The sequence below is a fragment of the Lacticaseibacillus suihuaensis genome (genome assembly GCF_054785075.1).
Window position 1 is genome coordinate 22,570 of record NZ_BAAGBJ010000017.1, and the last position, 24,939, is coordinate 47,508.

The window sequence follows — 24,939 nt, forward strand, 5'->3', positions numbered from 1 at the left end:
TGGCTCGGGCCACCGCGCCTACTTCCCCCAGCTCGGGTAGCTTTGGATCAGCGCCTGCGTGCCCAGGTCGCCTTGGCCGGCGTCGACCATCGCCCGGTACAGCCGCCGCGCCGTCGCCGTCGCCGGCAGGTCCAGGCCCATGGCGGTCGCCGAGTCCAGCGCGATGCCCAGGTCCTTGACGAAGTGCTTGATGAAAAAGCCTGGGGTGTAGTCGTCGGCCAGGATGCGCGGCCCGTAGTTGCTCATGCTCCAGTTGGCGCCGGAGCCGCCGCTGACGGTGGCCAGCACCTGCGCCAGGTCGAGCCCGGCCGCCTTGGCGTAAACCAGCATCTCGGTCAGGCCGGTCATCGTGCCGGCAATCATGATCTGGTTGGCCATTTTGGCGTGCTGGCCGCGACCCGGGCCGCCGAAGTGGTTGATCGCGTGGCCGACCGCCTCAAAAATCGGCCGCAGCAGCGCGACGGCCGCCGCGTCGCCGCCGATCATGATGGTCAACGTCCCGTTCTTGGCGCCGACGTCGCCGCCGGACACCGGGGCGTCCAGCGCCGTCACGCCTTGCGCCGCGGCGGCCTTGGCGATGCGCTCGGCGAGGCTCGGGGTGCTGGTGGTCATGTCGACCACGGTGCTGCCCTTTTTCGCGCCGGCCAAAATGCCGTCGTCGCCAAAGTATACCTGCTCAACGTCCTGCGGAAACCCGACCATCGACAGGGTGACGGCGCTTTGCGCAGCCACCTCGCGCGGTGTGGCGGCCCAGGTCGCGCCGGCGTCCAGCACGGCCTGCGCGTGGGCCTTGGTGCGGTTGAACACGACGACCGGGTAGCCGGCCTTCAAAAGGTTGTGGATGATGCCGGTGCCCATGACACCGGTGCCGATGAAACCGAGCTGTTGAAGACTCATGATGTCTGCTCCCTTCGCAATGCGATGTGATGTCAACTCAGTGCGGTCGCGCTCACCCCGAGCAACGCGGGAGCGGCTAGCTCAGGCCGGTCGCCGGGCCAAGTGCTGGCCCAACGCCCAGCCTCACGCTACCCGTCCCGCTAAACCCGCCGGGGTCACGCTCTAAACGCGTTCCCCCCGGCAACGCGGGAGCGGCTAGCTACGCACCGGCACTCGGGACCAAGCCCGGGTCCCAAGCACCAGCGCTAGGCTACCCGTCCCGCTAAACCCGCCGGGAGTCACGCTCTAAACGCGTTTCCCCCCGGCAACGCGGGAGCGGCTAGCTACGCACTGGCACTCGGGACCAAGCCCGGGTCCCAAGCACCAGCGCTAGGCTACCCGTCCCGCTATACCCGCCGGGAGTCACGCTCTAAACGCGTTCCCCCGAGCAACGCAAACGCGTCCAGCTACGCACGACTACTTGGGGCCAAGTGCCGCCCCGAGTGGCCGTGCTAGGCTAGCCGGTTTGCTAAATTCGCTCGGGGTCACGCTCTGATCAGTTTTTCAAACTCGTTCAGTCGTTGCTCGAACACCGCGAAGGCGTCCTCGAGGTAGGCGGCCTGGGTCATGTCGACGCCGGCGGTTTTCATCGTGTCGATGGCGAACTGCGACGAGCCGGACTTCAAAAAGCCCAGGTAGCGGTCGACGGCGCCGGGTTGGCCGGCGCTGATGTGGGCGGCCAGCGTCGACGCGGCGGCGAAGCCCGTCGCGTACTGGTAGACGTAGTAGTCCATGTAGAAGTGCGGAATCCGCGCCCATTCCAGCGCGATCTCGGGGTCACGCGCGACGTCTGGCCCGTAGTAACGCGCGTTCAGGTCGCCGTAAAAGGCCGACATCGCGTCGGCGGTCAGCGGCTGGCCGGCGGCGTCTTGCGTGTGAATCCAATGCTCGAACTCGGCGAACTGGGTCTGGCGGAACACGGTACCCTTGAAGCCGTCCAGGTAGAAATTCAGGATGTAGGCGCGAATTTTCGGGTCGGTCTGGGTCTTGAGGAAGTAGTCCGTCAGCAGGTTCTCGTTGCTGGTCGAGGCGATTTCCGCAACAAAAATCGGGTAGTCGCCGTAAACGTACGGCTGGTTGTGGCGCGTGTACCAGGAGTGAACGCTGTGGCCGGTTTCGTGAACCAGCGTGTACAAGGCGTCCAAGCTGTCTTGCCAGTTGAGCAGCTCGTAAGGCGCGGTGTCGTAGGAGCCGCCGGAGTAAGCGCCGGAGCGCTTGCCCTGGTTTTCCACGACGTCGATGTCGCGGCCGTCAAAAATGGCCTGGACGTGGCTCAGGTAATCCGGACCGAGCGGCGCCAGGGCCTTTTTGGCCTCAGCCTTGGCCTGCTCGAAGGTGTAAGACAGCGGCGCGTCGCCGGTCAGCGGGGTGTACATGTCGTACATGTGCAGGTCGTCGAGGCCCAGCAGCTCCTTGCGCAGCACGACGTAGCGGTGCAAAAGCGGCAGGTGGGCGTTGACCTGCTCAACCAGCGTGTCGAACACGGCGGCCGGAATGTGGTTATGCGCCATTGCGGCCGAGCGGGCGTCCGGGTAGTGATGCGCCTGGGCCTGGAAGTTGTGACGCTTGGTTTCGCCGGCCAAGGTCGCCGCGAACGTGTTTTTGAAGTCGCCGTATGACTTGAAAAGCGTCTGGAAGGCCTGCTTGCGAACCGGGCGTTGAAGCGAGCGGATCAGCTGGCCGTACAGCCCGTTGGACAGCTGGCGCTGGTTGCCGGCGTCGTCTGTGACGCTTGCGAACTTCAGGTCGGAGTTGTTCAGCACGTTGAAGGCGGCGCGGCTGGCCCCCATTGCGTCGCCGGCCGCGGCGAGCAGGGATTCCTGGGCGCTCGGCAGCACATGGGCGCGGCCTGCGGTGATGCCGTCGATGAAGTGGCGGTAAGGCGCAAGCGCCGGGCTTTCGGCCTGCCAGCCGGCCAGGGTCGCGGCCGGAATCGCCAGGATCTCGGGTTCGAGGAAGGCGGTTTGGGCCTCGATCTTGGCGGCCAGCGCCTCGGCTCGGGCGTTGAAACCTTGGTAATGGGCGTTGCCGGTGTCTTGGTCGGAGGACATCGACGCGTAGACGTAGACCTTCTCCAGGTTGCGCAGCACGTCAAGCACCTGCGTGATGCCGGCGGCCAGCGCCTCGGCGCTGGCGCCGAGGGTGCCTTCCAGCTGCGCAGCCGCGGTGCCTTGCGCGGTGACGGCGGCGGCCGCCTGCTCCCAGTCGGCGTCGGTGGCAAAAATCTTGGTCAGGTCCCAGGTCAGTGCGGTTGGGACCTCTTCTCGTTTCGGTAATTGTTCCACGCGATTCATCTCCATCTTCTCATTGTGGCTTAATTTTACCACAGTGGCGGCGCGTTGGCCCGACTGCGGCTCGCTTCCCGCGTTGCGCGGTGCCGGCCGTCGCTCACAGCGCAAAATGGCGCAGCGCCGGCCGCCGCCCGAGATGCGCGGCCCAGTCGCCGTTCGTTGCCCGAGGCGCGTCGCACCGGCCGTCGCTCGCATTCCCAAACCGCGCGGCACCGGCGCCTGGCCGCCGCCGGCAGCGCAGGACTTGTGGCCGGCCATCAATTGCGTGATAGCGGCCGGGCGTTATCAATCGAGTGATGATGGGACCGGGTGTGGCGGCCATCAGTGAATCGCTCGCTGAGAATTAGCCAATCGATGCCGGCCGGTGATGATTGAAATTTTAATCTGGCCACCGCCGCCAGGGTGTGGTAACCTTGGCCCCAAGGTAATTCTTCTGCCGCCGGGCAGGCACCGCGTCGACATCCTCAGGCCAATGGGATGTCGGCGCGGTGTGTTTTTTTTAGGAGCGTGTTGAATATGGCTTGGTTTTATCTGGTGTTGGCGGGGGTGTTTGAGGTGGTATGGGCGACGTGCCTGAAGCTCTCCGCCGGTTTCACCCGGCTGGGGTTTGCCGCCTTGACGGTTGTGGGGATGCTGGTCAGCTTCTGGGGGCTGGCGGAGGCGACGCGGCGGCTGCCGATGAGCCTCGCCTACCCGGTCTGGACCGGCATCGGCGCGGTCGGCAGCGTGGTGGTCGGCGTGATTTTCCTGGGCGATCGGCTCAGCCCGGCGACCTGGGGCTTCGTCGTCCTGCTGGTGGTGGCCATCATCGGCATTAAGGTGACAAGCTGAACAAAAACGGCCCGAGGCGGGTTGCCGTCCGGTTTTGACCGTGCTAAGTTACGCTTATCACCGATTGGGAGGTTGTTATGGATAGAATTGCCCTGAATCACCGCAGCATCCGGCGCTTCAAGCCGGAGCCGATCGCCTACCAAGCGCTGGAGGACGTGGCCCGGGCCACCGCCTCCAGCGAGTTTCTTCAGTCCTTCACGCTGATTCGCGTCACCGATGTCGCGTTGTGCGAGCAGATCGCGGCCGTTTCCGGCAGCGCCGTGTTGCACGAACGCGGCGGCGAGCTCTTCATCTTCGTGGTCGACTGCGCCAGAGACATCGCGCTGGTCCCGGCCGCAAGCGACGTGCATCACTTCACCAACTGGAACGCTTTTTTAGCCGGGTGCTTCGACGCGACCCTGGCGGCGCAAAACGTGCTGGCCGCGGCCGAGCGGTCGGGGCTGGGCGGCGTGTTTCTCGGCAGCATTTTGAACGACCCGCGGCGCATGATCGACCTGTTGCACCTGCCGCGCTACACCTTCCCGCTGCTGGGCCTGATGGTCGGGGTGCCGGCGGAGGACCCGGAGCCCAAGCCGCGCTTGCCGCGGCAGCTGACGGTGGGTGAGAACGGCTATCCGGCCTTCGATGCGGCCGCCGCGGCGGATTACGACGCCACGGTGGCGAACTACTACGCCAACCGCAGCGCCGGGGCCCGGCAGGAAAGCTTCACCGGCCTGGTGCAACGGCACCTGACCGCGGCGCTTCAGCACCGCGACGAAATCGGCGCCATTCTGGCGGCTCAGGGCTTCACCCTGCCGCAAGCATAAGGAGATTAATGACATGAAGATTCTTGTAATTGGCGCCACCGGCCGCGTCGGCCAGGCGCTGTGCGAGCAGCTGGTGGCCCAAGGTGACGACGTGGTGGCCGCGGCGCGGCACCCGGAGCGGCTGACCGGCGGCGGGGCGGCAGTTGGCGATGGCGTTGCGCCTTCGCCGGTTCCAGCCGCTTCGGCTGCGGAAAGCCCGGCCGCCGCGGGTCGCGGGACCCTGACGCCGCTTGCTTTGGACCTTCACGCGCCGGTGGCGACGCTGGCCCAGGCGATGGCTGGCGTCGACGCCGTGATTTTCACCGCCGGGTCCCGCGGCGCCGACCTGATCGGCACGGACCTGGATGGCGCGATTCAGACCATGCAGGCCGCTGAGCAGGCCGGGGTGGCGCGGTACGTGATGCTCAGCACGATTTTTTCGCTGGACCGGACCCGCTGGGCGGCACCCGGCATTCAGAGCCTGCGCGATTACTACATCGCCAAGCACTACGCCGACCTGTTCTTGACCCGCAGCGGTCTGGCCTACACCATTTTGCAGGCCGGCGGGTTGACCGACGACGCGGCCACCGGGCGCGTCACCTTCGCGGATGAGGCGGGGTCCAACGCGGTGGCCGACGTGGCGGCGGTGCTAGCGGCGCTGGTTCGCGCCGCCAACACCATCGGCCGCGTGATTCCGATGCATGCCGGCGCGACGCCGATCGCCGCGGCGATTGCCAACCTGTGACCAATTGAACGGCCAGCCCTGTCTGCGTGACGGGGCCGGCCGTTTTTGGAATGCTGGAAAATGGCCGATGCCGGCGGTGAGCCTTTTGCGGCGGCGTGGTCAGCTGCAACGCAGGGCCCTGGCTGATACGGCAGCGTTGGCGGTTCACCGCTGTGGCCGCTCGGTGTTGCAGCACTGAAAAAGGGCAAACGAATAGCCGCGTCCCAGTGTCCTCACGGAATATTGACGCGACTATAACGTTTGTTCAAATTAGTGCCCTGGCCACCGCGGTGTTCAGCCGGGTGGGGAGCTGGTGCGACTGCAATCGCGCCGGCTTGTCTATGCCTGAGCCTATTATCTTCAATGGTGGCTGGCTAGCCCGGCAGCTGCCCGGCGGCCTTGGCCCGGGTTGCGATGTCCTCGGTCAGCTGGGCCAGGGTGATGCCGGCCATCGCGGTTTCCGCCGCGTTTTGAACCGTCTGGTAGGCCGCGTCCAGGGTGGCCTGAATGTTGCCGCCGACCGGGCAGCGCGGGTTGGTTTTGTCGTCGACGTGCAGCAGGCGGCGGTCGCCTTCCAAGGCCCGGTAGATGGCCAAAAGCGTGATCTCGCTGGCCGGGCGGCCGAGCGTCGGCTTGGCGGTGCCGGGCTGGCTTTGAATCAGGCCGGCCTGCACCAAGGCGGCCATCAGGCGCCGCACCAGGCTGGGGTTGCTTTCGATGCTGGCGGCGATGGCGGCACTAGACAGGTCACCGCCTTCAAAAAGCGTGATGTAGGCCAGAATGTGAACGCCATCGCTGAGTTTGTGTGAGAATTTCATAATCGCTCCTTGGGTTGCTCAGTTCATCATAACGCAGCCGGTCACCGGCGGTCAGGGCGGGGCCGGTCACCGGCGGCCAGGGCGGGGCCGGTGCGTTCCGAGGCAATCCGGTGTGTTTCGGTGCAATTCGGCGCTGTGCTACTTGCCCAGCACGGTTTGCACCGTGGCGGCCAGCGGTGTCAGCGGTCGGCCCAGCACCGTCGGCAGGTCGGTAGTGGTTTCGGCCAGTTGGTTGTCGCGAATCAGCGCCTGCAGCATGCCCATCACGGCCACGTTGGCGTCGCTCATGCCGGCCTGGCGCAGCCCGGCCGCGTATTCCTCGGCGGTCAAAGACGAGACTTGGAAGTCGCCCGGCACGGCCGCCGCTAGCTCGGCGTAGGTGTGCGGGGCCCCGGCAAACTCGTAGATGGCCCGTGGCGCCGGGTCAACCAGGACCCGGGCCGCGGCCTCGGCGTAGTCGCTTTCGAGGGCCCAGCCGACCAGGCCGTCACCGCCGGCGTAGACGAACGGCTTGCCGGCCGCGGCCGCCTTCAGCTGGTGCGATTCGTTTTCCAGGTACCAGTTGTTGCGTAGGAAGGCGTGGGCGAGCCCGGATGCGGCAATCGCTTGTTCGGTGGCGGCGTGGTCTGCGGCCAGCGGCGTCGTGGCGGTGTCGGCGTGAGGAAAGCTGGTGTAGGCGATGAAGCCGACGCCGGCGGCCTTGGCGGCGGCCACGACGTTTTCGTGCTGCGTCAGCCGCGGCACGGCGGCGCCGGGCTGGCTGGAGATGAAAAGCAGCCGGTCGACGCCTTGCAGGCTGGCGGTGAGCTGAGCCCGGTCGGTGTAGTCGCCGGGCCGAACGGTGACGCCGGCCGGCAGCAGTGCCGTGGCCCGTTCGACGTTGCGAGCCAGTGCCACCACGTGATCGGCACCGACCAGGTTGACCAGAGTTTGCGCGGCGGTCTGGCCGAAGTGGCCGGTGGCGCCGGTTAATGCGTAAGTTGTCATAAGCGGATCTCCTTTTTGATGTTACTTTAAAAGTAACTTGCAACATTTATTGTAACAGCAAGGCGGCCGGTGTCAAGCCCCAACCGGCCACGCGTCACTGGCCCGGCATCACGAGCCCAGTCTAAAGCGCATTGCATCAGCTCAGCGCCGCTCAGTCCAGGTCCGAAACCGCCTCGCCCGGCCCGGCGCCGCGTAGCTCCAGTCCGGTAGCACCTGTGCCCGGTGCCGCATCGCACCGACTTGCGCATTTTTCAACTTCCTTGCTTGACAAGCTAGTCGACCTGCCTTATCCTTGCAGTGCAAAATAGTGGAGGTGAGGACATGCGCAGACTGCCGACGCAGCTGTTGAAGGGGACGCTGGAAGGCGCGTTGCTGCAGGTGATTGCGACGCGCGAGACCTACGCCTACGAGATTCACCAGGCTCTGGTCGAGGCGGGGTTCGGTGAGGTGGCCGACGGGACCATCTACCCGCTGTTGCTCAAGCTCGAACACGCCAAGCAGATCGAGGGGCGGCGCTTGGCCTCGCCGAACGGGGGACCGCCGCGCAAGTACTACCACCTGCTGCCGGCTGGGGAGCATGCGCTTGCGGCATTTTCGGCGGATTGGGCACAGCTGGCCGCGGCGATGGCCAGGCTGAAGGAGGAGAACCATGAGTGAGACGGAGACTTTGCTGCCGCGCAATCAGGACTACTACGACCGGCTAGCGGCCTACGTGACCGACGCGATCGGGGTCGACGGCGTGGCGGCCGATTCGACGCTGGCGGAGATTCACCAGGACCTGCTTCAGGCCCAGCACGACGGTATCGGTGCCGCGGACTACTTTGGCCGCGACCCGCAGGCCATCGGCGACGACATCGTGGCCAACCTGCCGCACCGCAGCCGGCGCGGTTGGGTGGTGCTGGGGATTGTGGCCTGGGCCGTGTGCTTCGCCTTGGATGGGTGGCGGGCCATCATCCTGGATCCGGCCCGGGTGCCGCTGGGGTCGCTGGCGGTGCTGGCGCTGCTGCTGCCGCTGGCGATTCTGGTGGTCACGGCCTTTCACCGCCGCCGCACCTTCACGCGCAAAAAGGTCCGGTCCTCGTTTTTGACAATTCTGCTGGCCGTCCAGCTGGTGCTGCTGCCGCTGACGGATGCCTTCCCGCGCTTCGGCGTGGTCGCGGTGCCGGCCTGGTTCAGCGTCGCTGCCGGCTTCGGGTTGGCGGCGCTTTTGTGCGGTTTTGCCATCTGGCTGGGGTTGCACTCCTGGGTGTTCGCGGTGATTGTCGCGGTGCTGGCCACGCTGTTCGCCTACCCCGCGGCGGATGCGCTGGGGACCTTGCCCGGCTGGTGGGGGCGACTCCTGATTCCGCTGCTGGTGGTTGGGCTGACCCTGCTGATCCGCGGCGGTGACCGGCTTTGGCCGACCAAGTGGCAGGCCAAGGACCGGTCGTGAGGCGGCGTGGTCCAAAAACGCGCAATATTTTCGGCGACGTCGCGCGTCTGAACCGCGTCGGATCAGCGTTTCCAGCGCTGGCTTGCGCCCGCGAGCCACAATCATTGACGACAAATTGGTCTGGTGTTAAGATGACTGCGATGATTATCAAGTGCGGGGATGGCGCTGTGGCCGCAGCGCCTGCACCTCTACTGCATAGGGGAACGATCCGGAGCGCAAGCGCCTCTAGTACCCAACCTATGCCAAGTCGCAGTGTATTGCCACACGACTTTAAACTCGAGAGCTTTAGTGCAACCCCTTCAACTTAGGAGGGGAAACCAGGGCACCGGACCTCCACCCACTGGTCGCACCACATCGGGACCTACTCGCAATGCGAGGCAGCTGCGGCTCCGATCAGGCCGGTGGTTGTACCAATCGCACCACCGAAACACGAAGCTGATGAGACGAAGACGGAATCCTAACCGAATCAGGCCAAGGCCACCGGACAGTGTGAGTCCGGTGGCTTCGGCGCGGCCGCCGCAACTTTTGGGTTGCGACGGCTTTTTTGGCGTCTGCTGTTCGAAATGTGTTTACAAAATTCGTAAACACGCGTAATCTAGCCGGAGGAGGTGCGACATGATCACAGCTTACACAACCGAAGACTGGCGGCGCGGCTACCACCGCAACGGCCGCCAGCTGACCTGCAATGCCTGCGAACAGACGGCGCCTTGGACCACCACCGGGGAACGCGCGATGGCCGCGCATGTCGCGGCGGCTCACGGTGGCGCCTTGCAGGCCGTCTTGGCGGCCGAAGCTCGCGCCAACACGCTGACGGCGACCCAGCAGGCGCTTTTGCTCGCGTTTGCCGGCGGCACCAGCGACAAGGCGGTGGCCGCGACACTGGGGCTGGCGGCCGGCACGGTGCGGCACCAGAAGTTCACGTTCCGCCAAAAAGCGGCCCAAGCGCGGCTGTACCTCGCGCAGTTTGACGCGGTGTTCGGGGAGCCGGCGGCCGCAGACACGCTGGTGCCGGTGCCCGAACCCGCCGCGGCGCTTGGCATCACCGAAGCCGACCTGGCCCAGGTACTGGCCAAGTATGCGCGGTTCGACACCGGGCTAGCGGTGACCTGGCCGCGAGCGGAGAAGGCGCGAGTCTGCCTGTGCCTACGGGTGAGCGAGGAATTCACCTTTGCTCGCCACTACGACGGTCAGGCGGTGCGAACCATTTTGCAGGCAATTAATCCCGATCACCTGAGCCTAACGCGCTACCTGGTCGACTACGGCTTCTTGGCGCGAACGCCGGATGGCCGCGATTACTGGAGGATGAACTGAATGAACACGGAAGCGAAAAAGGCGCTGCGCCAGGCCTACAAACTGGCGCCGGTCGAGTACGGCGTGATTCAGATTGAAAACACCGTCAACCATCGCCGCTTCATCGCGGCGGTACCGAACATCAAGAATCGCTGGACCTACTACAAGCTGAACTTGAACCGCGGCGCCTACCACGACACGCAGCTGCAGGCCGACTGGGACGCGATGGGGCCGGCCGCCTTCGCCTACTCGGTGCTGTGGTACGCCAAAACCGATGACGTCGTGAACATGAGGTCGACGCTCAAGGACCTGACCGCCGAGTGGACGGCCAAGGTCAAGCCGGAGTACCACCGCTAGGGTCGTCGGAAAGCCGGCTCGGCTGCCCCACGCGCGGATCACGCCACGGCCGGCGGCTACCACGTCGCCGCCTGTTCAAGACGCCGCAGGATCTTGCTGACGACGCCCGATTTTTTGTAAAAATCTGCCTGGCCCTCTAGCGCTTTTGGTCAAAATTGTTGTCTTACCTGTATAAGGGAGATGAGCGAATGACCAAGGCACAACTGATATTTCTGGCCACCAACGCCGCCGGCACCGGCCGCGTGTTCGAGGGGGCGGCGATGACCGCCGCGCAAGTGATGGCGCAGGTTCACGCGCTGTGTGCGATTCCCGTGTTTGCGGACGACCCCGCGGCGGTGGCCGCGGGTGCGACCTGGCCGGTGGCGGTGGTCGCCATGCGCGGCCCGGTTGATGCGGCGCCGGTGTCATCGGGCTTACCGGTGGCGGCTGGGCAACAAGGGCGTGGCGGCGGTGTGGCGGCGCGGTGTGGCAGTGGCGGTGCCGGCGACGGTGCGGCCGGACTGGCGACCGCGACCGCCGCGGAAGCCTTAGTGGCCGCCGGCTGGCAGGTCGTCTACGGCCGAAACCTTACCTGGCGGCTGCCGCCGGTCGCCGCTCCCCAGTGACGCCGCTGCGTCGTGGCATCACCAGCACTGAGACCCCGCCGGCATGACAAAGCCCCGAACCGCTGATGCGGCTCGGGGCTTTGTCATGCATGGATGCAATTGATTTACAGGATGGTGACAACCGCGCTGAGGACGCCGGCCGAAGGAATCTGGCTGTTCGGCATCGCGACGTCGATTTGGTGCGGGTTGCCGGCGGCGAAACCACCGGTGTCGTTGACCGTGCGGTACAGCGTCTGACCGTTGGACATCTGGATCTTGACGCGGGTGCCGCGGGGCAGCACGGAGAGGTTGGCGGCGATGCCGCCGTAACCCATGCTGGAACCGAGGACGGCCGGATCGTAGAAGGTCACGCGGAACGTGCCTGCGGAGCGGCCGGTGCTGGCGGTGGTGTAGCTGGTCTGCGTCGCAGTGGCGGTGCTTGCGGCGCTGCGAGCCGCGGCGGCCTTGGCGGCAGCGGCCTTTTTGGCGGCCGCGACGAGTGCGGCCTTCTTCGCGGCAGCGGCCTTAGCAGCCGCTGCCTTCTTGGCGGCATCCGCCTTCTTCTTAGCGGCGGCTTCTTCGGCCTTCTTCTTGGCTGCAGCCTTGGCCGCTGCCTCGCGCTTCTCTTCGGCGACCGCGTACGGGTTGACGCCGACCTTGAAGGTGATGGCGTGTGGCTTGGCCGCGATGGTCTGAACGGTGACGAGCTTTTCTGCCGTCTGGGAGGCGGCAGGTGTGTTGTTAGAGGCTTCGAGTTTGTACGCCGTGGCGGTCGGCTGTTCGATCGCTTCGACGGGCTGAATCCCGGCGTAAACGGCGAAGGCCGCGCCGAATGCCATTGTGATCACGATGGCGATTATATTGGCTTTTGAGGTTTTGATAGAAATCACTCCTATTTTTGTTAAGGTTCCCCCTGTAACTGACTGCAGTATATCGAGGCGGTGTGTCACCACAATGCCAGTGTGTTTACAAAATTTAGAATTTTTGACATAATGTTACGTCTTCGTAATATAACGGGCCTGAAATTTTTCTGTAAGCGGGAACAGCCGAATTTTCATGAAAAATGGGCCGGAATTTGTAATTTACGCCGATTTTTGAAAGGCTCGCCCCACCGACGGGAAAAAAGCGGCCGAATTTAGGGCAGATTAACCCGGCACAAGGCGACAGTTCGGCGCGTTCGCCGGCGGCTCGGGCCAAAAAAATGTATAATGAGAAGGAATTATTGCGGGAGGGATACGAGTTGACCATGTACCGAGAGAAGCGTTTTTCCGAGATTAAGCGGCTGCTTGCCGAGCGCAAGGAGCTGAGCATCGAGGACGTGATGGCGGCCGTCGGCGTGTCGCGCGACACCGCCCGGCGCGACATTGTGGCGCTGGCCGCGGCCGGGGCCGGACGCCGCACCCGCGGCGGCATCGTCTCGTTGACGTTCGGCCATACGGTGCCGAGCTACTCCGAGCGGCTGAAGCTTTTTTCCGAGGCCAAAACGGCGATGGCCGCCCGGGCCGCGGCGCTGATCAAGCCCGGCGGCGTCTACTTCATCGACGACTCGACCACCTTGCTCAAGCTGTCGCAAAGCCTGACCGACAGCGTCACCGTCTACACGCACTCGCTGGACAACGCAATCGCGCTGTCGGTCAAAAGCGACGTGACGCTGCGCGTTCTCGGCGGCAAGCTCAACCACCACGGGCGCTTTTTCTTCGAGCCGCGCAGCCTCGACCTGCTGTCGCGCATCGCCTTTGACGCCGCGTTCATCGGGGCCACCGCGATCGCCCAAGACGGCGTCTACTTCCCATACGCCGACGACGCCGAGGTCAAGGCGACCCTAGCCACTGCCGCCCGGCAGGTGGTCGTGGTCTCCGAGACCCAGAAGTTCCAGATTCAGGCGCCGTACCGCGGCTTCCCACTGACGGCCATCGACACCTTGATCACCGATCGCGCCTTGACCCCGGCGGAAAGTCGCTGGTTCGCCCCAAAGACGCAGCTGCTGAACGCAGAGGGCGAAGCAAGGCGCAGTTAGCGGTCCGGGCAGCGCGGCGCCGGGGCTTGGGGCGGGTTGCGTGAGGTCGTGCGTTGGGTCGGCGCTTGGCTTGGCTTGGCTCGGCGACCGGCCTGGCCGCGACGGTTGTTTCCCGACCCGGCAGTTGTGCCGACCACAGGCGGCTGTTATAGTGAACCTAATAGGAAGAAAGTGGGTGGCGATGTGCAGCCTAAGGTGTCGGTGATTGTGCCGATTTATAATCTCGAGCCCTACCTGGACCGCTGCCTGAGCAGCCTGGTCGCGCAGGATTACCACGCGCTTGAGCTGATTTTGGTCGACGACTGCTCGACCGACGGCTCGCGTGACGTCATTGCGCGTTACGCGGCGCAGGATGCGCGGATTCACGCGCTGTACCAGCCGGTCAACGGCGGCGTGTCGGCGGCTCGCAACGCTGCCCTGGCCGTGGCGACCGGCACCTACGTCGGCTTTGCCGATGGCGACGACTGGCTGGCGCCGCATGCGGTGGCCGCGCTGGTGGCCGCGCTTGAGGCCGGGCCTTACGACCTGGTGACCAGCCCGTTTTACCTCGACGACGGCAAAAAGCGCCAGCTGGCCGCGCGACACCTGCAGGACCGGCCGCTGACGCGCAAGCAGTTCATCAACGGGATGCTGGCGCCGGCCGGGCAGGTTCGCGGCTACCTGTGGAACAAGATTTTCCGGCGCAGCGTAATCGAGGCGGCTCACTTGAGGTTCGACGAGTCGCTCGCGCTGATGGAAGACGAGCTGTTTTGCGTCGAATACGCCGTGCAAACCGATCGCTTTTTCTACCGCGGGCGGCCCGGCTACCACCACGTGATTCGTGCGGATTCGGCGACCCGGACTTACGGGCTGGTCGGGTCGTTGCCCCAGCAGTTGACGGTACTGCACCGCATCAACCAGACGCTTCGCGCGGCCAAGGGCCAGGCGCCGGCGCAGCAGCAGGATTAAAGGAGAGACAATGGCAGTGACAATTCTTTCGCGGCGCGAGATCAAGCGCCGGGCGCATCGGCAACTTCACGACGGCACGGTGTTTCGCGACCTGGCCGTGGCCAACCTAATTCCGTGGCTGATCACGGTGGTGTTCGCTATTTTGGCCTACTGGACCCTGTTTGAAAGCGTGACGAAGTTCGGGGTGGCCAACATCGCCTACAACCCGCAGAACTTCGCGGATTACTACGCGGCCAACTCCGGCGACACGCTGGCCGAGAACCTCTTTGAGGGGCTGGTGTCCCTGTGGTTCACCCAGGCCGTGGCCTTCACGGCGCTTGATGTGACCCGCGGCCAAAAAGGGTTCGCCGCCGGCCGCGCGGTGTTTCGCACCTTCAACAGCCGCTACTTCTTCGGCGTTTTGGCGGTGTGGATCACGTCGTTGCTGCTGATCGGCCTGGGCTTCTCGCTGCTGGTGATTCCCGGCATCGTGCTGGCTTACGGGCTGCGCATGGCCTTCTTCACCCTGTACGACGGGCGTGAAAAAAACGATCACTACAGCTTCCTAGCCGCGCTGGGCGACTCCTGGCTGCTGATGCGGGGCCACAAGTTCGATTACTTCGTGCTGGAGCTCACGCTGATCGGCTGGCAGATTCTGGAGACCGTGACCTGCCACCTCTTCGACCTGTTGATCGACCCGTACCTGCAGCTGGTCAAGGCCGGCTACTACGACAACCTGACGGCGCTGCACGACCAGCGGCAGGCATCGCAGGACTAGCCACAGGCATCGCAAGACTAGCCACAGGCATCGCAAGACTAGCGATGCAACCGGAATACAACAAAAATGCTCGCCCCGCACAAATTTGTGGGAGCGAGCATTTTTATTGTATTCGAGATTAATAAATGGTCATCTTGGTCAGCGGCCAGTAGCGCCAGACCACCACGGACTGAACCTTGTCCTTCTTGATGAAACCGAAGTCGCGGCCGTCGTGGGAGATCAACCGGTTGTCGCCCATCACGAAGTAGCTGTTTTTTGGAACGGTTGCGCGTTTGGTCGAGGTCAGCGTCTTGAGGCTGAAGTTGTAGGTGAAGGGAATGGTCGACGGGTCGCGGTCGGCCTTGGCCGCCTCGGTTTTGATCTCCGCGGTCATGAAGGCCTGCTTCAGGTACGGCTGCTTTTGCTGCTTGCCGTTGATGTAGAGCTTCTCGTTTTTGACCTGGACGGTGTCGCCGGGCATGCCGATGACGCGCTTAATGTACAGCTCGCCCGGCGCGTCGGGGGCGTCGATCACCACGATGTCGTTGCGCGAAACAGATTTGTGCCGCAGCGAGTACAGACGGTCGCCGTCTTCAAGCGTCGGTTGCATCGAATTGCCCTGCACGACGTCTTTGCTGACGACAAAGCGCGTCAGAAGCTGGGTGGCCAGGACCACGACGACGATCAGCACGACGAATTCGATGACGCTGCGAAGGAGGCTTTCCTCTTTTTCGGGTTTTTGCTTAGCCATGAGACACCTTCCCAAACTTGTTTCACCTATCATAACACAACCGGGGGAAGGGGGTGGCAAAAAGCACCGGCGTCAGTCGGCCGCGCTTGCGGCGAAGAATCCGGACCGCTCGGCCACCTGGACCCGCTGCACAATGGCGCCGTACTTGGTCAAAAGCAGGCACCAGCGGTGGGGGATGCGCAGGTAGCCGTAGGACAGCCCCGCCAGGCCGCCGGCGAGCAGCGCGTAGGCGGCGCTGGCGTTGCCGAAGTTGGCCGCGGTCAGGACCGCCGGGGCGAAGTCGGCGGTTGCCTGCAGGCTGTACCAGGCGACGGCCAGCACGTTGCGCGGCGTGGCCGGGCTCGCCGCCAGCGTCTTGGCTTGCGGCAGGTCCAGGCCGCCGAGCAGCGCGAAGTCCAAGGCGGCCGGCTCGCCTTGGTAGTAGGTCAACGTCGCGTCCAAAGCGGCGTCAAGCGCGGTTGCCAGCGGCGCGTCGCCCAAAAGCGCGGTGACCGCCTGCAGGTACAGCGTGGTCGCGATGCGGTTGGCGAGCCCGGGGTTGGTCAAATCGACGAAGGCGGCCAGCTCGCCGGTGGCGGTAGGGTTTTGCAGCCAGTCGGCCCCGAACTGGTGGCGCAGGAAGAAGCCGAGCGGCAGGCTGCGCAGCAAGGCGCCGGGATCCGCATTCGGTGCCGCCGGGGTGCGGTGCCCGAGGACCGCCGCCGTGGCCGGCCAGGTGTGGCGCGGCGCCGTCGGGTAGGCTGCGTAGGCGCCGGTTTGCGCCCATTGCCGGTACTCCTGCATCAGCCCCGCGGGGGCAAAGCCGGTGGAGAGGGCCGCCAGCCCGGCCTGGGTCAGCGCGGTGTCGTTGCTGTAGGCGCCGGTGGGGCCGCTGGGCGAGGGGATCAGGCCGAGCAGCGGCTCGCGCGTCGCGTCGTTGGCCGGGCTGCCGTCAATCGGCAGCCCGAGGGCGGAACCAAGCGCCGCCCCGATGATGCTGTGGGTCAGGCGCGAATCGATCAAAGACATGTGCAGGAACTCCTTTCGATAATGGGCAAGGCGCGGCGCTTGTCTCACCGGTCGCGTCGCGCGTAAGCTTGGGGGGAAGCCCCGTGCCTTCATTATCCGACCCGCACGGCGCTTCGGCAAAGAATCTGCTTGATTGCAAAGTCACAATGAAGTGTGGTAGGGTAGTATGACGTTTTTTTCTGAAAATGGATTGAAAATACGCGCGAGACGGCCGCGCCAATTTCTGAAGGAGGACCCCCAACCATGAGTGTTTTGACCGTGACTGGCTTGTCGCAGCGGTTCTTAGACAAGCAGCTTTACCAGGACGCCAGCTTTCAAGTCAACCAGGCGGATCACCTCGGGGTGGTCGGCCAAAACGGCGTGGGTAAAAGCACGCTGATCAAGATTTTGACCGGCGGCCTCGAGCCGGACGCCGGCAAGGTGGTGTGGCAAAAGCACCTGCACATCGGCTACCTGGACCAGTATGTGAACCTGCACCCAGGTCAGACCGTGGGTGAATTCCTGCACACGGCCTTCGCCGCGCTTTACACCAAAGAGGCCAAGATGAACCAGATCTACGCCGACTACGCCCAGAACCCGGACGACGAGCTGCTGACCAAAGCCGGCACTATCCAAGAGGAGCTGGAGGCCGCCGAGTTCTACGACATCGACACCAAGATCGACACGGTGGCGACCGGGCTGGGGCTCGACGCCATCGGCCTGGATCACCCGGTCGACGCGCTTTCCGGCGGCCAGCGGTCCAAGATCATTTTGGCCAAGCTGTTGCTGGAGAAGCCGGACATGCTGCTGCTCGACGAGCCGACCAACTACTTGGACGTCAGCCACATCGCCTGGCTGACCGACTGGCTGCAAAGCTTCGAAGGCGCGTTCATCGTGATCTCGCACGACTACGATTTTCTCGAGAACGTGACCAACGCGATTCTTGACATCGAGTTCGGCCAGATCACCAAGTACACCGGCAGCCTGCACCAGGCGATGCGCCAAAAAGAGGCCGACCACGAGACCTACATGAAGGCCTACGCCAAGCAGCAGGCCCAGATTCAAAAGCAGGAGGCCTTCATTCGGCGCTTCAAGGCCGGCACCCGCTCCACCGCCGCGAGGTCCCGCGAAAAGCAGCTGGCGCATCTTGAACGCTTGACCCCGCCGGGCAACCGGGCCCATGCTCACCTCGCCTTTCCTTACCAGGAGGTGCAGCGCCAGGTGCTGGTGTACGTCAACGACCTAGTCGTCGGCTACGACCAGCCGCTGCTCGCCCCGATCAACTTCTCGATTGCCAAAGACGAGGTGATCGCGCTGTCCGGGTTCAACGGTATCGGCAAGTCGACCCTGCTCAAAACCATTTTGGGCCAGCTGCCGGCTTTGGGCGGCGACGTCGCCATCGCCGACAACGTGGTCTTCGGCTACTTCGAGCAGGAGCTGGACTGGGCGATTCCCAAGCAGACGCCGCTGCAGTACTTGATGGGCAAGTACCCGGCCTTGAGCCAGCGGCCGCTGCGCCAAGTGCTGGCGCGAACCGCCTTGACCCAAGAGGAAATGGACAAGCCGCTGCAGATGTTGTCTGGTGGTGAACAAAGCAAGGTCAAGCTCGCCGACCTGATGCTGACGCCGAGCAACATCTTGATCATGGACGAGCCGACCAACCACCTGGATGACGACACCAAACGCGCCTTGCAAGACGCGCTGAGAAGCTACCCCGGCGCCGTGGTGCTGGTGTCGCACGAAACCGGTTTTTACGACGACAGCTGGGTCGACACCCAGATCAACATCGAAAACCTGCGCCGCTGATTCAACCACCGATAGCCCCGCCGAGACCGCTGCGTCTCGGCGGGGCTTTGTCGTGTCGGCGGTGATCGAGGCCGGGGATGGCGGCCAACGTCGCCGGTGGTCGCACTCGAGGTCGACGCATCGCCCGAACCCACCGCGGGACGTCTCATTGCGGTCGGGACGACCGGGACCGCCTGGCCGCAGCGGCATGGTCGGCGGTCACCGCCAGGAACCGGCGGATGCGGTCGCCTGTGGTTCATCGGCTGAACAATCGGTCGCGGCCGTGACACGTGATGTCGCACCGGTAGCTTATACTGCGTGAGTTTTGATGGATACATAAGAAAAGGGGGCGTGGTCGATGGTGTTTTGGCTGTTGCTGGGCGGCGCGTCGCTGCTGGCGGTCTTAGTGATCGCGTTTGGCCTGACCCGCGAAGGGGTCGTGTGGCTGGCGGTGAACGCCTTGGTGGCGCTAGACGCGGCCCATTTTCAGGGCGGCGCCGGGTTGTTTTGGTACCTGGTGATCATCGGGGTGGCGGAGTTTTTTGCCATCCGGATCGATTTGTGAGGGAGTGGCACGATGAATTGGTTTGAAGTGGTGACGGTCGGCGCGTTTGCGACCGTGTTGATTCTGGCGATGTATGCCTGGTTGCGCCGGGTGGTGCTGCGGCGCGTCGGGCTGGTCGCCAACCTGGTTTGGGCGGCGCTGTTGCTGTTGGTGGGTTGGTGGCTGAAGTTTCACGATTTTGGTGATGGGGCCAGTGACGAGACCATCGTCATGCTGCGCTACATGGGCGTTTTGACGTTGGTCATCGGCGCCTGGGTCGCGCTGCGCCAGTGGTGGCCGGTGCGGGGCTGGACGGCGATTGTTGGCTACCACCTGGTGCGGCGACTGCGGCCGACGCCGGGCTGGCTGGCCGCGGTCAACCGCCAGTGGCACCCGCGGGTGGCGGGGCACTGGGGCATGGCCGGCGGTGTTTACCGCATGTCGGTTCTGGGCGACCTGGAGGCCTACGCGCAGGGGTTCGGCGAGGTCGCCTTCAATCACCGGGCCGTGCAGCGCCAGGCCAAGGACTGGCTGGCCTACAGCGTGGTGACCCGAACCGACTGGAAGGCCTACACCAAGGTGTTTTGGGCCGCGGTTGCGGCCAACGGCACCCGGCCCGACAACGACTACGCGCGTTATCTGGACAGCGCCTGCTGGCCGCTTTTGGCCTTCGTCGGCCGCTACCGGACGCGGGTGTTGGCGCTGCCCGAGGTGCTCGGCTACCTGACGCAGATTAAGGCGGCGCAGTCCCGGCTGCAAAACGCCATTCAAGGCGATCGTACCACCTTCGATGAGCTGGCCGACTGGTACCGCGGCGGCGTGGTGGCGGTGCCGGGCTTTCGCCGCCGGCTGCGCCTGTACCGCCAGAGCGGCCACACCCACACGACGCTTGAACGCGACGAGATGCAAGACGTTCGCGGCGATTACGCCGATTACTGGCGTTACGTGCTGCTTTTGGGCAATGGCACCCTGCTGGTGTCCGTCACCAACAACCCGGCCCGGCGGCTCAAGGAGCAGACCGGCGGCAGCGGCTCGGTGGTGACCCGCTCAAGCGGCGTGACCGGGCTGGTGCGGCTGGATCACCTGGGATCGAAGCTGTTGAACGACGCGATGGCCGACGCTGACGCGCTGACCTTGAAGCTGATGGCCCAGTACGGCGTCGCCTACGTTCGCGGCGGCCACTGGTCGCAGCAGGGCAGTCGGGCCATTCAACGGAAAATGTACCGTCAGGCCGACCTGATCGCGTCGCGCTACGACATCGACGTCGATAAGCTGCTGCACGGCAAGATCAAGCCGTACCGTGGCGAGTAGCGGCCGCCGTTTCGCATTGAGGTGGCGCCGCAGCCGCTGCCGCCGCAACCGGGTGCCGTCGGCCGAAGCATCGCCGGCCGCTCGGCAACGGCACCGCTTGGAACCTCGGGTCACGCGACCCGGGGCTCTTTGTCGTGACCCAAGCAATTAGTCATGATTGAGCCCATCGCGCGTTTTTACCCGCCCGGTGGCTAAACTAGCGGTAGGCGATTCGGAAGGGGTGCGGTACGATGAAGATGGAAAGCACAAGGCGGGTTTTGGACGTGCTGGCGCGGCTGTTGGCCGGCGAGCGGCTGACCTTTGCGGCGTGGAGCCAGCGCTACGAGATGCCCGGGGCCCGTCGCACCTTCCAGCGCGACGTGGCGGCCATCCGCCAGGCGCTGGCGGAGCAGGCGCTGCCTTACCAGTTGCAGGCGACGGCGACCGGGTTTTGCCTGGTGCGGCCGCTGTCTGCGGCGGCGCTGGCCGATCTTGCGGCCTTGGGTCAGCTGATCGTCACGGCACCGGGCGTGACGCCGCTGGGCCGCCAGCGGCTGTTGCGGGAGCTGGCGGCGGGGCTGTCGCCGCAGGACGCGGCGGTGTTGACGCGGCAGCTTTTGACGGTGAAGTACGGCGGCCACCGGGCGCAGGTGAGCGAGGAGGGGTAGCATGGCGACACAGCCAGCAAGCATTGGGGAGATGATCGCGCAAAACCGCGTCCGGCAGGGGCTGACGGTGGCGGATTTTTGCGCGGCGGTGGGGCTGTCTCGCGCGACCTATTCGCGGGTGATCCGCGGTCGGGCGACGCTCAGCCTCGAGCAGCTGTTCACGGCGCTGTCGGTTTTGGCCATCGAGCCCAGCGACTTCATGGCGGTGCTGCAGGTGAGCAGCCTGTGGGTCGAGCGGCTGAAAACCACGGTCCTGTCGCACCTGCCGTGCCTGGCCGCGGCGCCGGCTCAGGCCAGCTGGCTGGCCGACATCAGCAACACGCTGGCGGAAAAGGCGGCGCTGACCGGCAACGTCGGCGTTCGCCAGCTTCTGGCCTACGTGCGAGCCGGGGCGGCCACTGCGGCCAAGGACGAGGCGTTGGCGGCCCAGCTGGCCCAGGCGCTTGGGGCGGAGCTTGTCGCCTACCCCAGCTGGACGGCCTTTGAGATGGACTTGTTTTTGGCCATCGGGGCGGCCTTGCCCTGGGCCAGCTGCGAGCGGGTGCTGACCCACATCCTGGTCGGCAACCGCCAGACCGGCTACCGCGGGGCCCCGCCTTACGCACGGGCGTTGGACCTGCGGGTTCGCGCCTTCAGCGAGCTGTTTTTGACCCGGGCCTGCCAAACCGGCTCGGCCCAGGCGCTGCAGCTGGCGGCCGACTGGGTGGCCGATCAGCAGGTCGACACGGCCAACCTGGCGATGCAGGCCTGGGTCAACCTCGGCCAGGCGGTCTTGGCCCACTTGGCCGGCGACCCAACCGTTGCGACCCGCTACGCCGAACAGGTGGCGGCGCGTGACCTGATCTGGGGCGGGGCGACTGCCTTTGCCAACTTGGATGCGCTGTGGTCGGCCATTGCGGCCCGGACGTGGGACGCGGTCGCGCCGCTGCCGGCGCCGGTGCGACCGACCGGCCTGGTTCCGGAGGGCCGCGCGACGACGCTGGTCGCACAGCTGGCCGCTTACCGCCGGGCCAAGGGCGTGACCGTGGCGGCGGCCGCCAAGTGGTGCGGCGTGTCGCGAGCGACGTACCAGCGCTTCGAGCACGGCCGCGGCCCGGTGTCAAGCGACGTGTTCATCAACACTCTGAACGCCTTACGGCTGCAGCGCGACGACCTGCAGACGTCGCTGTTCAACCACACCGTGCCGCTGCTGGCGGATGAGTTTCGCCTCGCCACGCACATGCGGCCGGCTAACCTCGCGGAACTGGACGCCATGCAAGCCGAGTTTGCGGTCAAAAGCGCAGGGCTTGCGACTTCGCCGTACCGCTACCTCGCCTGGTTTTGCGCGGGGATGGCGGCGCGACACCGCGGCCAGGCCGGCACGTTTCGCGCCTGTGCCGACCGCATGGCCCAGGCCGCCTTGGCGACGCCGGGCGGCGGCCTGTCGGCGTTTGAGCGGCGGTGGCTGAACCTGGCCGCCGGTGGCCTGAGTGCCGATGCGCTGGCCGGTCTGATCGCGCAGCTGACCGCCCGAGCCAAGGCGGTGAGCGGGGCCGAACGCGGCAGCCTGGCCATCTGGCACGTCAACCTGGCGCTGGCCCCTGACACAACCGGGGCGGTGATTGACCGGGCCGAAACCGCCTTGGCGGCCCTGGATCCGGCCGCCTGCCCCAACCTGATCTACGGCGCCGCGGCGCTTTTGCCCTGCGTCGCGACCTGGCGTAGCGGCGATCACGCGGCGGCGACGGCGCAGTACCAGGCGGCCAGGGCCGCGATGATCACGGTGTGGGGCACCGATTTTGCCGTGGTCGGCACCTTCTTTGAAAGCGCCTGGGCCCGGGTGACCCGGGCGTGACCGCCGCGTCGCAACGACAAAGGCGTGGTTGCGCCGCCGGCCGACTCGAATTTATAGAAGAAAGGGGGAACTACCCATGTCGCAATTTTTGCTTGCGCCGCTGCACCAGCCGGCGTTTTGGCCGCTTTGGCTCGTGCTTTTGGCCGCCGATGCCGCCTGGATGCGGCACGGCAAGGCGCTGCTGCGGCAAGACTACTTGTGGCTGGTGCCAGGCTGCGGGGTCGTGACCTGGCTTTTGGTCAAGGCGCTGCCCGGTGGCTGGCTCGGGATGTTTCAGCCGCGGCTGCTGTTACCGCTGCTGTTAATCCTCGCGCTGTTGCCGCGGTTCATCACGGACTTTGGCTTCAACTCGCGGTGGGTTGGCGCCGGCCTGTACGTCGGCGTCGTGGTGCTTGGGGCCCAGATGTTCACGACCAGCGGCGCCCAGGCCCTGGGCAGCGTGGTTACGCTCACGCTGTTTTTGCTGCTGCTGGTGCCGGTGTTTTGGCTGATCATGCTCTTCCTGGATTAGCGAGTTGACCGCATGATGCGCGGTTACGTCAGGCACGGGCCGATGGCTTGATGCCGCCGGCGATTCGCACCCTGGGGATGCCGACGCCTTACGTCATCAGCGGCGACCGTGTGGATTTGGCCAACCAGCCGGCCCCCATCGCCGTGCCGGCGACGGCCCCGGTGGCGTTCATCTCGGTGTCCCAGACGGCCTACGCCTTCACCTTCACGGCGCAGCTGGTCGCCGGCTGCTTTGGACTGCTTCTATATAAGGACAATGGCAGCCAGGCCAGCCTGACCGTCAGTGGCCACCCCGGCGCATGGCAGCTTTGCGTGACGCGGCAGGCGGTGGATCTGCGGGTGACCCAGACAGTGGCCCTGCCGGATTCGGCGCAGGTCACGCTGGAGCTGCGCGGCACGACGGATGCCTACCAGCTTCGGGCAAGCACGACCCAAGGCCCGGCCGTCCAGGCGTCCTTTGACGCCCGGCACCTGACTCCTGAAGTGGCGGATTCGCGCTTCACCGGCGTTCAGGTCGGCCTGTTCGCCCAGGCCACCGGTGGCCACACTGTGTTTACCCACGTGGCTTACCAAAACCGCTGACCACGCAAAACCAGCCGCACGTCTCCCCTCGACGTGCGGCTGGTTTTTGTGATGGCCGGTGTTTGCCCTAGTCGTGTTGACTGGGGGTTTCGACTCGCCGCCGAGGACCGGTGGCTCACAGCCGGCAGGTCAAAAGCGAGTAGGTGTAGCTGATAGTGGTGGTCACCGGCAGGTTGGGGTCGGGAACCCCGATCACCGCCGCCGCGAGCTCCCGCGCCGCACTGAGCGAAAAGGGCCGGTTAAAGGCAGGCAGCAGTTCGTTGATAGTGGTGGTGTCTTGCAACGTGTAGGTGAAGTCCTGGTGCATCACCCGGCTGCCCTTGAGAATGAGGGCGCGTTGGATGCGGCTGGCCCGGGCGGGATCGGCCTGCGGCACCGTGACCGGCGGCGTTTTCAAGACCGTGGCCATCTGCGTGACCAACGCCGTGGTCTGCGCGGTTTGAAGGTTGAAGGCCATTGCCCGACCGGCCAGCTGCCGCAGGTGGGGCAGGTCTTTGGGCGTGAGGGTGGGCAGCTGGCTGACGAACACCAGATCGGCCAGCGGTCGCCGCGGCAGATCGTGCCAGTTGCCGGTTTGGTAGGTGGCGTTGTACACCCCATGCTGATCGAGCCACCCCTTGGCCTCCTGCAGCATCGCCGGCGACCAGTCATTGAGCGTGATCCGGGCGCAGGCATTGGCCAGCGGCAGCGCGTAACGGCCGGAGCCGGCCGCGACATCCAGCACCGACCAGTCATGAAGCGGCAGCTGGGTCGCCAAGGCCTGCGTCACGTCGCGTTCGACGGGCAGCCGTGACTCGCGCTGAACGCGAGCGTATTCCGGGGCGAAGTCGTCCCAGGCGTGTGGATCATCCATTATCTTCTCTCCTTGTTTGCAGAAACTTTTCAAAACCGGTTGACGGCAAGTCGTTCACTTGGTATGATATCAAAGTTGTCTTTTAGATGACACGGAAACGACTTGAGCCAAGCAAAAAAACGTTTGACATCAAGCCTGTGACCTGATAAACTATAAAAGTTGTCGCAAGCGAGGCATAACGCTTCACTAATAAGAATTTAAAACTTCTTATTGACAACAGTTAGCCAAGGTGATATACTTTAAAAGTTGTCGCTTGACCGACACCAGGTAGCCCTTTGAAAACTGAACAAAGTTTCGTAAATGTGATAGGGCTTTTCTTAATTGAAAAGAATTAAACATTGCGAAGTCAATTCGCTAGTAACAACAAATCGAGCTATTCAAACAGCTCATATTACATGA

General features: G+C 64.8%; 26 protein-coding genes. 18 read left to right on the top strand and 8 right to left on the bottom strand.

The features are described 5' to 3' along the window. Positions 1-18: 18 nt before the first annotated feature. Entirely contained in the window at positions 19-897 is an 879-nt protein-coding gene (locus ACYVRZ_RS11950) for an NAD(P)-dependent oxidoreductase (RefSeq protein ID WP_461227129.1), read from the bottom strand. Between the two features lie 524 nt (positions 898-1,421). After that, positions 1,422-3,221, bottom strand: coding sequence for an oligoendopeptidase F (gene pepF / locus ACYVRZ_RS11955; protein ID WP_461227131.1), 1,800 nt, complete (start codon positions 3,219-3,221; stop codon positions 1,422-1,424). Between the two features lie 522 nt (positions 3,222-3,743). Between pepF and ACYVRZ_RS11960 the strand changes: the two genes are divergently transcribed. From ACYVRZ_RS11960 to ACYVRZ_RS11970, 3 genes are all read left to right on the top strand, one after another. Continuing rightward, entirely contained in the window at positions 3,744-4,058 is a 315-nt protein-coding gene (locus ACYVRZ_RS11960) for a DMT family transporter (RefSeq protein ID WP_461227133.1), read from the top strand. A gap of 77 nt (positions 4,059-4,135) precedes the next feature. Next, entirely contained in the window at positions 4,136-4,864 is a 729-nt protein-coding gene (locus tag ACYVRZ_RS11965) for a nitroreductase family protein (RefSeq protein ID WP_461227135.1), read from the top strand. A gap of 13 nt (positions 4,865-4,877) precedes the next feature. Then, positions 4,878-5,588, top strand: a complete 711-nt coding sequence (locus ACYVRZ_RS11970) for an NAD(P)H-binding protein (protein ID WP_461227137.1) — start codon at positions 4,878-4,880, stop codon at positions 5,586-5,588. 353 nt (positions 5,589-5,941) lie between these two features. Here the strand turns inward: ACYVRZ_RS11970 and ACYVRZ_RS11975 are convergent, their stop codons facing one another. Together ACYVRZ_RS11975 and ACYVRZ_RS11980 are read right to left on the bottom strand one after the other, a co-directional pair. Further along, positions 5,942-6,385: an Rrf2 family transcriptional regulator gene (locus ACYVRZ_RS11975; protein WP_461227139.1), complete on the bottom strand. Its 444-nt coding sequence runs from the start codon at positions 6,383-6,385 to the stop codon at positions 5,942-5,944. Between the two features lie 138 nt (positions 6,386-6,523). Next, positions 6,524-7,372, bottom strand: coding sequence for an NAD(P)H-binding protein (locus tag ACYVRZ_RS11980; protein ID WP_461227141.1), 849 nt, complete (start codon positions 7,370-7,372; stop codon positions 6,524-6,526). A 321-nt stretch (positions 7,373-7,693) separates the two neighbouring features. On the opposite strand from ACYVRZ_RS11980, the gene ACYVRZ_RS11985 reads away from it, so the two are divergent. From ACYVRZ_RS11985 to ACYVRZ_RS12005, 5 genes are all read left to right on the top strand, one after another. Beyond that, on the top strand, positions 7,694-8,029 hold the full coding sequence (locus tag ACYVRZ_RS11985) for a PadR family transcriptional regulator (protein ID WP_461227143.1): 336 nt from the start codon (positions 7,694-7,696) through the stop codon (positions 8,027-8,029). Then, on the top strand, positions 8,022-8,804 hold the full coding sequence (locus ACYVRZ_RS11990; protein ID WP_461227145.1) for a DUF1129 domain-containing protein: 783 nt from the start codon (positions 8,022-8,024) through the stop codon (positions 8,802-8,804). The genes ACYVRZ_RS11985 and ACYVRZ_RS11990 overlap by 8 nt, the downstream gene beginning before the upstream one ends. A gap of 615 nt (positions 8,805-9,419) precedes the next feature. Further along, on the top strand, positions 9,420-10,115 hold the full coding sequence (locus ACYVRZ_RS11995; protein ID WP_461227147.1) for a DUF2087 domain-containing protein: 696 nt from the start codon (positions 9,420-9,422) through the stop codon (positions 10,113-10,115). Next, positions 10,116-10,451 (top strand): GIY-YIG nuclease family protein, encoded by a 336-nt coding sequence (locus tag ACYVRZ_RS12000; protein ID WP_461227149.1) that lies wholly within the window; start codon positions 10,116-10,118, stop codon positions 10,449-10,451. A 188-nt stretch (positions 10,452-10,639) separates the two neighbouring features. Beyond that, on the top strand, positions 10,640-11,056 hold the full coding sequence (locus ACYVRZ_RS12005) for a hypothetical protein (RefSeq protein ID WP_461227151.1): 417 nt from the start codon (positions 10,640-10,642) through the stop codon (positions 11,054-11,056). Between the two features lie 104 nt (positions 11,057-11,160). Here the strand turns inward: ACYVRZ_RS12005 and ACYVRZ_RS12010 are convergent, their stop codons facing one another. Beyond that, complete coding sequence (locus ACYVRZ_RS12010; protein WP_461227153.1) at positions 11,161-11,874, bottom strand: hydrolase; 714 nt, start codon at positions 11,872-11,874, stop codon at positions 11,161-11,163. Between the two features lie 401 nt (positions 11,875-12,275). On the opposite strand from ACYVRZ_RS12010, the gene ACYVRZ_RS12015 reads away from it, so the two are divergent. The 3 genes from ACYVRZ_RS12015 (at position 12,276) to ACYVRZ_RS12025 (ending at position 14,757) form a co-directional block, all read left to right on the top strand. Continuing rightward, entirely contained in the window at positions 12,276-13,052 is a 777-nt protein-coding gene (locus ACYVRZ_RS12015; RefSeq protein WP_461227155.1) for a DeoR/GlpR family DNA-binding transcription regulator, read from the top strand. 183 nt (positions 13,053-13,235) lie between these two features. Continuing rightward, a complete protein-coding gene (locus ACYVRZ_RS12020; protein ID WP_461227157.1) occupies positions 13,236-14,000 on the top strand; it encodes a glycosyltransferase family 2 protein in 765 nt (254 codons plus the stop codon). A 10-nt stretch (positions 14,001-14,010) separates the two neighbouring features. Next, a complete protein-coding gene (locus ACYVRZ_RS12025) occupies positions 14,011-14,757 on the top strand; it encodes a DUF975 family protein (protein ID WP_461227159.1) in 747 nt (248 codons plus the stop codon). Between the two features lie 118 nt (positions 14,758-14,875). On the opposite strand, the gene lepB is transcribed toward ACYVRZ_RS12025, so the two are convergent. Then, positions 14,876-15,487 carry a signal peptidase I gene (gene lepB / locus ACYVRZ_RS12030; protein ID WP_461227161.1) on the bottom strand — a complete coding sequence of 204 codons (612 nt, stop codon included), beginning with the start codon at positions 15,485-15,487 and terminating at the stop codon, positions 14,876-14,878. Between the two features lie 72 nt (positions 15,488-15,559). After that, positions 15,560-16,495 carry an ADP-ribosylglycohydrolase family protein gene (locus tag ACYVRZ_RS12035; RefSeq protein WP_461227163.1) on the bottom strand — a complete coding sequence of 312 codons (936 nt, stop codon included), beginning with the start codon at positions 16,493-16,495 and terminating at the stop codon, positions 15,560-15,562. 243 nt (positions 16,496-16,738) lie between these two features. Between ACYVRZ_RS12035 and ACYVRZ_RS12040 the strand changes: the two genes are divergently transcribed. The 7 genes from ACYVRZ_RS12040 (at position 16,739) to ACYVRZ_RS12070 (ending at position 23,687) form a co-directional block, all read left to right on the top strand. Further along, on the top strand, positions 16,739-18,280 hold the full coding sequence (locus ACYVRZ_RS12040; protein ID WP_461227165.1) for an ABC-F family ATP-binding cassette domain-containing protein: 1,542 nt from the start codon (positions 16,739-16,741) through the stop codon (positions 18,278-18,280). A gap of 337 nt (positions 18,281-18,617) precedes the next feature. Continuing rightward, on the top strand, positions 18,618-18,824 hold the full coding sequence (locus ACYVRZ_RS12045) for a hypothetical protein (protein ID WP_461227167.1): 207 nt from the start codon (positions 18,618-18,620) through the stop codon (positions 18,822-18,824). A 12-nt stretch (positions 18,825-18,836) separates the two neighbouring features. After that, the gene (locus ACYVRZ_RS12050; RefSeq protein ID WP_461227169.1) at positions 18,837-20,114 is read left to right on the top strand and encodes a GIY-YIG nuclease family protein; all 1,278 of its coding nucleotides are present in this window, start codon (positions 18,837-18,839) and stop codon (positions 20,112-20,114) included. Positions 20,115-20,344: 230 nt separating this feature from the next. After that, positions 20,345-20,761 (top strand): hypothetical protein, encoded by a 417-nt coding sequence (locus ACYVRZ_RS12055; RefSeq protein ID WP_461227171.1) that lies wholly within the window; start codon positions 20,345-20,347, stop codon positions 20,759-20,761. Position 20,762: 1 nt separating this feature from the next. Further along, positions 20,763-22,595 carry a helix-turn-helix domain-containing protein gene (locus ACYVRZ_RS12060; RefSeq protein ID WP_461227173.1) on the top strand — a complete coding sequence of 611 codons (1,833 nt, stop codon included), beginning with the start codon at positions 20,763-20,765 and terminating at the stop codon, positions 22,593-22,595. A 76-nt stretch (positions 22,596-22,671) separates the two neighbouring features. Continuing rightward, a complete protein-coding gene (locus ACYVRZ_RS12065) occupies positions 22,672-23,106 on the top strand; it encodes a hypothetical protein (protein ID WP_461227175.1) in 435 nt (144 codons plus the stop codon). Positions 23,107-23,156: 50 nt separating this feature from the next. Further along, entirely contained in the window at positions 23,157-23,687 is a 531-nt protein-coding gene (locus tag ACYVRZ_RS12070) for a beta-xylosidase family glycoside hydrolase (protein WP_461227177.1), read from the top strand. A 115-nt stretch (positions 23,688-23,802) separates the two neighbouring features. On the opposite strand, the gene ACYVRZ_RS12075 is transcribed toward ACYVRZ_RS12070, so the two are convergent. Continuing rightward, on the bottom strand, positions 23,803-24,540 hold the full coding sequence (locus ACYVRZ_RS12075; RefSeq protein ID WP_461227179.1) for a class I SAM-dependent methyltransferase: 738 nt from the start codon (positions 24,538-24,540) through the stop codon (positions 23,803-23,805). Positions 24,541-24,939 lie beyond the last annotated feature (399 nt).

What these genes read in the sequence shown, in the direction of transcription:
- ACYVRZ_RS11950 (WP_461227129.1), bottom strand. Translation starts at nt 897, where the DNA reads ATGAGTCTTCAACAGCTCGGTTTCATCGGCACCGGTGTCATGGGCACC.
- ACYVRZ_RS11960 (WP_461227133.1), top strand. Translation starts at nt 3,744, where the DNA reads ATGGCTTGGTTTTATCTGGTGTTGGCGGGGGTGTTTGAGGTGGTATGG.
- ACYVRZ_RS11965 (WP_461227135.1), top strand. Translation starts at nt 4,136, where the DNA reads ATGGATAGAATTGCCCTGAATCACCGCAGCATCCGGCGCTTCAAGCCG.
- ACYVRZ_RS11970 (WP_461227137.1), top strand. Translation starts at nt 4,878, where the DNA reads ATGAAGATTCTTGTAATTGGCGCCACCGGCCGCGTCGGCCAGGCGCTG.
- ACYVRZ_RS11975 (WP_461227139.1), bottom strand. Translation starts at nt 6,385, where the DNA reads ATGAAATTCTCACACAAACTCAGCGATGGCGTTCACATTCTGGCCTAC.
- ACYVRZ_RS11980 (WP_461227141.1), bottom strand. Translation starts at nt 7,372, where the DNA reads ATGACAACTTACGCATTAACCGGCGCCACCGGCCACTTCGGCCAGACC.
- ACYVRZ_RS11985 (WP_461227143.1), top strand. Translation starts at nt 7,694, where the DNA reads ATGCGCAGACTGCCGACGCAGCTGTTGAAGGGGACGCTGGAAGGCGCG.
- ACYVRZ_RS11990 (WP_461227145.1), top strand. Translation starts at nt 8,022, where the DNA reads ATGAGTGAGACGGAGACTTTGCTGCCGCGCAATCAGGACTACTACGAC.
- ACYVRZ_RS11995 (WP_461227147.1), top strand. Translation starts at nt 9,420, where the DNA reads ATGATCACAGCTTACACAACCGAAGACTGGCGGCGCGGCTACCACCGC.
- ACYVRZ_RS12000 (WP_461227149.1), top strand. Translation starts at nt 10,116, where the DNA reads ATGAACACGGAAGCGAAAAAGGCGCTGCGCCAGGCCTACAAACTGGCG.
- ACYVRZ_RS12005 (WP_461227151.1), top strand. Translation starts at nt 10,640, where the DNA reads ATGACCAAGGCACAACTGATATTTCTGGCCACCAACGCCGCCGGCACC.
- ACYVRZ_RS12010 (WP_461227153.1), bottom strand. Translation starts at nt 11,874, where the DNA reads ATGGCATTCGGCGCGGCCTTCGCCGTTTACGCCGGGATTCAGCCCGTC.
- ACYVRZ_RS12025 (WP_461227159.1), top strand. Translation starts at nt 14,011, where the DNA reads ATGGCAGTGACAATTCTTTCGCGGCGCGAGATCAAGCGCCGGGCGCAT.
- lepB (WP_461227161.1), bottom strand. Translation starts at nt 15,487, where the DNA reads ATGGCTAAGCAAAAACCCGAAAAAGAGGAAAGCCTCCTTCGCAGCGTC.
- ACYVRZ_RS12035 (WP_461227163.1), bottom strand. Translation starts at nt 16,495, where the DNA reads ATGTCTTTGATCGATTCGCGCCTGACCCACAGCATCATCGGGGCGGCG.
- ACYVRZ_RS12040 (WP_461227165.1), top strand. Translation starts at nt 16,739, where the DNA reads ATGAGTGTTTTGACCGTGACTGGCTTGTCGCAGCGGTTCTTAGACAAG.
- ACYVRZ_RS12045 (WP_461227167.1), top strand. Translation starts at nt 18,618, where the DNA reads ATGGTGTTTTGGCTGTTGCTGGGCGGCGCGTCGCTGCTGGCGGTCTTA.
- ACYVRZ_RS12050 (WP_461227169.1), top strand. Translation starts at nt 18,837, where the DNA reads ATGAATTGGTTTGAAGTGGTGACGGTCGGCGCGTTTGCGACCGTGTTG.
- ACYVRZ_RS12055 (WP_461227171.1), top strand. Translation starts at nt 20,345, where the DNA reads ATGAAGATGGAAAGCACAAGGCGGGTTTTGGACGTGCTGGCGCGGCTG.
- ACYVRZ_RS12060 (WP_461227173.1), top strand. Translation starts at nt 20,763, where the DNA reads ATGGCGACACAGCCAGCAAGCATTGGGGAGATGATCGCGCAAAACCGC.
- ACYVRZ_RS12065 (WP_461227175.1), top strand. Translation starts at nt 22,672, where the DNA reads ATGTCGCAATTTTTGCTTGCGCCGCTGCACCAGCCGGCGTTTTGGCCG.
- ACYVRZ_RS12070 (WP_461227177.1), top strand. Translation starts at nt 23,157, where the DNA reads ATGCCGCCGGCGATTCGCACCCTGGGGATGCCGACGCCTTACGTCATC.
- ACYVRZ_RS12075 (WP_461227179.1), bottom strand. Translation starts at nt 24,540, where the DNA reads ATGGATGATCCACACGCCTGGGACGACTTCGCCCCGGAATACGCTCGC.